This is a genomic window from Micrococcus sp. KRD128 (genome assembly GCF_017168395.1).
In the GTDB taxonomy this organism is placed as follows: domain Bacteria; phylum Actinomycetota; class Actinomycetes; order Actinomycetales; family Micrococcaceae; genus Micrococcus; species Micrococcus luteus.
The window spans coordinates 349,973-356,218 of record NZ_JABFAX010000015.1; the positions used below are offsets into that span (position 1 = coordinate 349,973).

Consider the following 6,246-nt stretch of genomic DNA (forward strand, 5'->3'; position numbering starts at 1 on the left):
GGTGGTCAGCTGCGCGCCACCCTGCCGGCCGCACGGATCAGGGGGACCTGCAGGGGCAGCCGCCCGAGGGAGACCAGTTGCGCCGGCCAGGGCCGGCGTCGCCACCGCCAGGCCATCCACGCATTGCCGGGCCACACGCCGAGGAGGAGCGCCTGCGCGGCGCGCCCGCCCGCGCGCCGAGTGCGCGGGACGGCCAACAGGCCCGCCACGGCCAGCTCGGCCACGCCGGAGCCGTGGGTCCACGCGCGGGCCGAGCCGGGCAGGAACGGCGGGATCAGCCCATCGAAGGGTTCGGGTCGGACGAAGTGGAGCACGCCCATGGCGGCGAGGGCGGCGGACATCCGCCGGGCGGCGGCGTCTGAGGCGCGGCGGCCGGCCGGGGCGGGATCGGGTGTCTGTCTCATCCTCACAGTGTCCACCCCTGCCGCGGTGACCGCACGTGGACAGGGCAGGGAGACGACCGGGATGGGCACCACGACACCCCCGGGAGGGCCGCCGCCTCCCGACGAACTCCGATCCGGCGGCGGACTGTCCGACGTGCGCTGTGCCCTACCGGATCCCGGCCACGAACATCCCACGCTGACGGGCAGACTCGGGTTCGCAGCACGGGCGCGACGACGGCCCCGCCGCCCGTGATGGGCGACGGGGCCGTCGTCGTGCCGCGTGCGCCCCGGAGACACCTTCCGGGAGCGCGCGGCGGGGATCAGTCGTCCTCGGCCGGTGCGAGCTGCACGTCGGAGACGGTCAGGGGCGCGGACTCGCCGGCCTCGCCCTGCGTGAGGGACAGGTCCGCGATGTTGCCGGCCGCCTTGAGGTCCGCCAGGCCGCCGCGCAGCTTCTCGAGCCAGTCGGCCGGCCCGGTCACCACGGCGGAGCGAACCTCGGTCCGCTGCTTCACCTTGGCCTCGGACTTCGCCTTGCGGACGCCGCCCAGGACCTGCGCCACGGTGGGCAGGACCTCGGCGTCACCGGCGGAGGCGGCGAAGGACAGGGCCGCCACCTCGTCCGCGGCGCCCGGCCACGCGGCGGTGTGCACGGAGCCGGCGCGCCACCAGCTCCACACCTCCTCGGTGGCGAACGGCTGGAACGGGGCCAGCAGACGCAGCAGGGCGTCCAGAGTGGTGGCCAGCGTGGTCACCACCGAGGCCTGCTCGGCCTCGCCGTGGCCGCCGTAGGCGCGGTCCTTCACGAGCTCCACGTAGTCGTCCGTGAAGGCCCAGAAGAACTGCTCGGTCACGTTGAGGGCACGCGCGTAGTCGTAGGCCTCGAACGCGCGGGTCGCCTGCTCCACGGTGGCCGCGAGGCGCGCCAGCAGGGAGGCGTCCAGCGGGTTGGTGACGGCCGCGGCGTCGTCGGCCGTGCGGATGACGGCGTCCTGCGTGGCGCCCAGGTTCAGCACGAACTTGGCGGCGTTGAGCAGCTTGATGGCCAGGCGGCGGCCGATCTTCATCTGCGCCACCTCGTAGGCGGTGTCCGCGCCGAGGCGGGCCGAGGCGGCCCAGTAGCGGACGGCGTCCGAGCCGAACTGGTCCAGGATGTCGGTCGGGACCACCACGTTGCCCTTGGACTTGGACATCTTCTTGCGGTCCGGGTCGAGGATCCAGCCGGAGAGCGCGGTGTCCGTCCACGGCACGGAGCCGTTGAGGGCGTGGGCGCGCACCACGGTGGAGAACAGCCAGGTGCGGATGATGTCGTGGCCCTGCGGGCGCAGATCGAACGGGAAGACGTTGTTGAAGAACGCCTCGTCACGGGACCAGCGGCCCACGATCTGCGGGGTCAGCGAGGAGGTGGCCCAGGTGTCCAGGACGTCCGGGTCGCCGGTGAAGCCGCCGGGGACGTCGCGCTGGTCCTCGGAGTAGCCCGGGGCGGCCTCGGCGGCCGGGTCCACGGGGAGCTGCTCGTCGGCCGGGAGGATCGGGTTCTCATAGTCGGGCTCACCCTCCGCGTCCAGCGGGTACCAGACCGGGATCGGCACCCCGAAGAAGCGCTGGCGGGAGACGAGCCAGTCACCGTTGAGGCCCTCGACCCAGTTCTCGTAGCGGTGGCGCATGTGCTCCGGGTGCCAGGAGAGCTCGCGGCCGCGCTCGATCAGCTCCGCGCGGCGGTCGGCGTCGCGGCCGCCGTTGCGGATGTACCACTGGCGGGAGGTGACGACCTCGAGCGGCTTGTCGCCCTTCTCGTAGAAGTTCACGGCGTGCATGATCTTCTTCGGCTCTCCGTCCAGCAGGCCGGCCGCGGTGAGGGCGTCCACCACACCCTGCTTGGCGGAGAACACGGTCTTGCCGGCCACGGTGTCCGCATAGGCCTGTCGGCCGGCGTCCGTGGTGATCCACTCGGGGGTGTCGGCGGCGAAGCGGCCGTCACGGCCGATCAGGGTGCGGGTCGGCAGCTGCAGCTCGCGCCACCAGGTGACGTCGTTGAGGTCGCCGAAGGTGCAGACCATGGCGATGCCGGAGCCCTTGTCCGGCTTGGCCAGCGGGTGCGGGAAGACCTCGACCTCCACGCCGTACAGCGGGGAGGTGACGGTCGTGCCGAACAGGTGCTGGTAGCGCTCGTCGTCCGGGTGGGCGACCAGGCCGGAGCAGGAGGCCAGCAGCTCGGGGCGGGTGGTCTCGATGAAGACCTGCTCGCCGTCCGCAGCCGTGAAGGCGTAGCGGTGGTAGGCGCCCGGGACCTCGCGGTCCTCGAGCTCGGCCTGGGCCACGGCGGTGCGGAAGGTCACGTCCCACATGGTGGGGGCCTCGGCCAGGTAGGCGTCGCCCGAGGCGATGCCGGCCAGGAAGGCGCGCTGGGAGACGGCGCGGGAGACGTCGTCGATGGTCCGGTACGTCATGTCCCAGTCGACGGACAGGCCGAGGCGGGTGAAGAGGTCCTCGAAGACCTTCTCGTCCTCGACGGCGAGCTCCTCGCAGAGCTCGATGAAGTTCTTGCGGGAGATCACGTCCCAGTCGCGCTGGTTCTTCGCCGGCTTCTCCGGCGGGCGGTAGCCCTCCACGTACGGCTTGGCGGGGTCGCAGCGGACGCCGTAGTAGTTCTGCACACGGCGCTCGGTGGGCAGGCCGTTGTCGTCCCAGCCCATCGGGTAGAACACGTTCTTGCCGTTCATGCGCTGGTGCCGGGCGAGCACGTCGGTCTGCGTGTAGGAGAAGACGTGGCCCACGTGCAGGGAGCCGGAGGCGGTCGGCGGGGGAGTGTCGATCGAGTAGACCTGCTCGCGGGTGGTCTGCGTGTCGAACGCGTACGTGCGCTCGTCGGCCCAGCGGGCGGTCAGCTTCTCCTCGAGGCCCTCGAGGGCCGGCTTGTCCGGCACGGCCACGGCGCCGGCGGCGGGGGTGGACGGGGTCGATGCGTCGATGGGCGTGTCTGTGCCCTGCGTGTTCTCAGCCATGCCCGCCATCCTCCCATGACCGGGGCGGCGGGCTGGGCCCGCGACGACGCCCGGGACATCCCGCCCTTCCAGTCGGTCGGCCTGGCGGAGGTGATCCGGGCGGTGCTCCGAACGGCACGGCTCGGCTACGGTCGGAGGCGTGAGCCACACCCATGAACCTGCGAAGAACCCCGCCCGCGCCGCCGTCGTGACGGGGGCCACGAGCGGCATCGGCCGCGCCACGGCCCTCGAGCTCGCCCGCCGCGGCTGGCGCGTGTACGCCGTCGGCCGCCGGACCGAGCGCCTCGAGACCCTCGCTGCCGACGCCCGGGCCGAGGGCGTGAGCGGCGACGTCGTCCCCGCCGCCCTGGACGTCACGGACGAGGCCGCCGTCGCCGCGCTGGCCTCGCGCGTCGAGGCCGACGGCGGCGCTGACACCCTCGTCAACATCGCCGGCGGCGCGCTCGGCACGGACGCGGTGGGCGACGGCGACCGCGCCGACTGGGAGTGGATGTACCGCGTCAACGTGCTCGGCACCCTCACGATGTGCCAGGCGTTCCTGCCCATGCTCCGCGCCCACGGCGAGGGCACCGTGCTCAACCTGACCTCGACCGCCGCCGTCACCGCCTACGAGGGCGGCGCCGGCTACAACGCCGCGAAGATGGGCCAGCACGGGCTCACCGGCGCGCTGCGCCTGGAGGAGGCCGAGCACAACGTGCGGGTGATCGAGGTGCTGCCGGGCATGGTCCACACCGAGGAGTTCTCCCGCAACCGCCTGGGCGGCGACCAGTCCGCCGCGGACGCCGTGTACGCGGGCGTGGAGAAGCCGCTCACCGCCGAGGACGTCGCCGAGGTGTGCGTCCACGCCGTCGAGCTGCCCCACCACGTGAACCTGGATCAGATCGTGATGCGGCCGGTCGCCCAGGCCGCCCAGCACAAGGTGATCCGCCGGTGAGCGGCGGGCCGTGGAACGTGTGGGCCGACGCGGTGGGCTCGGCATGAGCGCGCCCGTGCTGCACGTGATCGCCTGCGCCCACGGCACGCACGACGCGGCCGGCCGCGACGTGATCGACGGCCTCCGTGCCGACCTGGCGGACCTCCTGGCCGCCGAGGGGCCGGGCGCCCAGGTCCACGAGGCCTACGTGGACGTGCAGAGCCCCTCCCTCGACGAGGTCGTGGCGGCCCTGCCCCCGGGGGAGCCGGCCGTGATCGTGCCGCTGCTGCTGTCCCTGGGCCATCACGTCCACCACGACATCCACCACGCCGCGGCCGCCCGACCCGACACGATCGCCGCCGCACCGCTGGCCGGGGCCGGGGACGACGTCGAGGCGCGCCTGGTGACCGTTCTGGCCGAACGGGTGGCCCAGGCGGTGCCGGCCGGTGAGGCCGCGACATCGGACGTCATCCTGGCGGCGGCCGGCACCCGCGCCGCGGACGGACAGGCCCAGGTGCACGCCCTGGCCGCGGCCCTGGCCCGGGCCACGGGACTGCCCGTGACCGCGGCGTTCGGGGCGGCGGCCACCCCCCGTGTGCCCGACGCCGTCTCCCGGGTGCGCGCCGCCGGCCGCCGCGCCGTGGTGGCCGCCCACCTGCTGGCCCCCGGGTACTTCCACGACCGACTCGGCGAGAGCGGCGCGAACGCGGTCACCGACCCCCTGCTGCCGCATCCGCTGGTGGCGCGGATCGCCCTGGACCGGCTGCGGTCCGCCCTCGTAGAGGCCCCGAGGGGAGCCGCCGGAGGCCGCTGAGCCGTTCGTCACACGACCGGGGCCGGGCCGGGCCCCGGCCGTGGGGCGGCCCCGGGAACGTGACGAACCGCGTCGATGACCTTGGGGCCGGCATGCCGGGTTCCTAGCGTGGCGGCCATGACCCAGGTGAACGAGACGTCGAGGCCGGCGCGCACTCCGCGCCGTCCCTCCGCCAAGCCGCACGGCCAGTGGAAGGTGGACGGGACCGCCCCCCTGAACCACAACGAGGAGTTCAAGCAGCAGGACGACGGCCTGAACGTCCGCGAGCGCATCGAGCAGGTCTACGCCCACGAGGGCTTCGACTCGATCCCCTCGGACGACCTGCACGGCCGCTTCCGCTGGTGGGGCCTGTACACCCAGCGGAAGCAGGGGATCGACGGCGGCAAGACCGCCACCCTCGAGCCCCACGAGCTCGAGGACCGCTACTTCATGCTGCGCGTGCGCATCGACGGCGGCGACCTCACCACCGAGCAGCTGCGCGTGATCGGCGGGATCTCCACCGACTTCGGCCGTGACACCGCGGACATCACCGACCGGCAGAACGTCCAGCTGCACTGGATCCGCGTCGAGGACGTCCCCGAGATCTGGCGGCGCCTGGAGTCCGTGGGCCTGTCCACCACCGAGGCCTGCGGCGACGTGCCGCGTGTGATCCTCGGCTCACCGGTGGCCGGGATCGCCGCAGACGAGATCATCGACCCCACGCCCGTGATCCGGGAGATCGCGGACCGCTGGATCGGCGACCTCGAGGTCTCCAACCTGCCCCGCAAGTTCAAGACCGCCATCACCGGACATCCCTCCCAGGACGTGGTCCACGAGATCAACGACGTCTCCCTGATCGGCGTGGTGCACCCCGAGCTGGGCCCCGGCTACGACCTGTGGGTCGGCGGCGGCCTGTCCACGAAGGCCCGCCTGGCCGACCGGATCGGCGCGTTCGTCTCGGCCGAGCGCGCCCCCGAGGTGTGGCACGCCGTCGTGAGCATCTTCCGTGACTACGGCTACCGGCGCCTGCGCAACAAGGCCCGCATGAAGTACCTGCTCGAGGACTGGGGGCCGGAGAGGTTCCGCACCGTGCTGGAGGAGGAGTACCTCGGCTACGCCCTGCCCGACGGACCCGCCCCGGCCCCGCCCACC

4 protein-coding genes and 1 pseudogene are annotated in these 6,246 nt (G+C 73.3%); 3 read left to right on the forward strand and 2 right to left on the reverse strand.

The features are described from left to right. Positions 1-5 precede the first annotated feature (5 nt). Positions 6-341 carry a DoxX family protein gene (locus J1M44_RS07850; RefSeq protein ID WP_206480845.1) on the reverse strand — a complete coding sequence of 112 codons (336 nt, stop codon included), beginning with the start codon at positions 339-341 and terminating at the stop codon, positions 6-8. Between the two features lie 362 nt (positions 342-703). Next, a complete protein-coding gene (gene valS / locus J1M44_RS07855; protein ID WP_206480832.1) occupies positions 704-3,388 on the reverse strand; it encodes a valine--tRNA ligase in 2,685 nt (894 codons plus the stop codon). A 139-nt stretch (positions 3,389-3,527) separates the two neighbouring features. Between valS and J1M44_RS07860 the strand changes: the two genes are divergently transcribed. The 3 genes and pseudogenes from J1M44_RS07860 to J1M44_RS07870 all read left to right on the forward strand — a co-directional run. Then, positions 3,528-4,322: an SDR family NAD(P)-dependent oxidoreductase gene (locus tag J1M44_RS07860; protein ID WP_206480833.1), complete on the forward strand. Its 795-nt coding sequence runs from the start codon at positions 3,528-3,530 to the stop codon at positions 4,320-4,322. Positions 4,323-4,365: 43 nt separating this feature from the next. Beyond that, positions 4,366-5,115 carry a sirohydrochlorin chelatase gene (locus J1M44_RS07865; RefSeq protein ID WP_144824337.1) on the forward strand — a complete coding sequence of 250 codons (750 nt, stop codon included), beginning with the start codon at positions 4,366-4,368 and terminating at the stop codon, positions 5,113-5,115. 117 nt (positions 5,116-5,232) lie between these two features. Further along, positions 5,233-6,246: pseudogene (locus tag J1M44_RS07870) on the forward strand (nitrite/sulfite reductase); the annotation flags it as partial.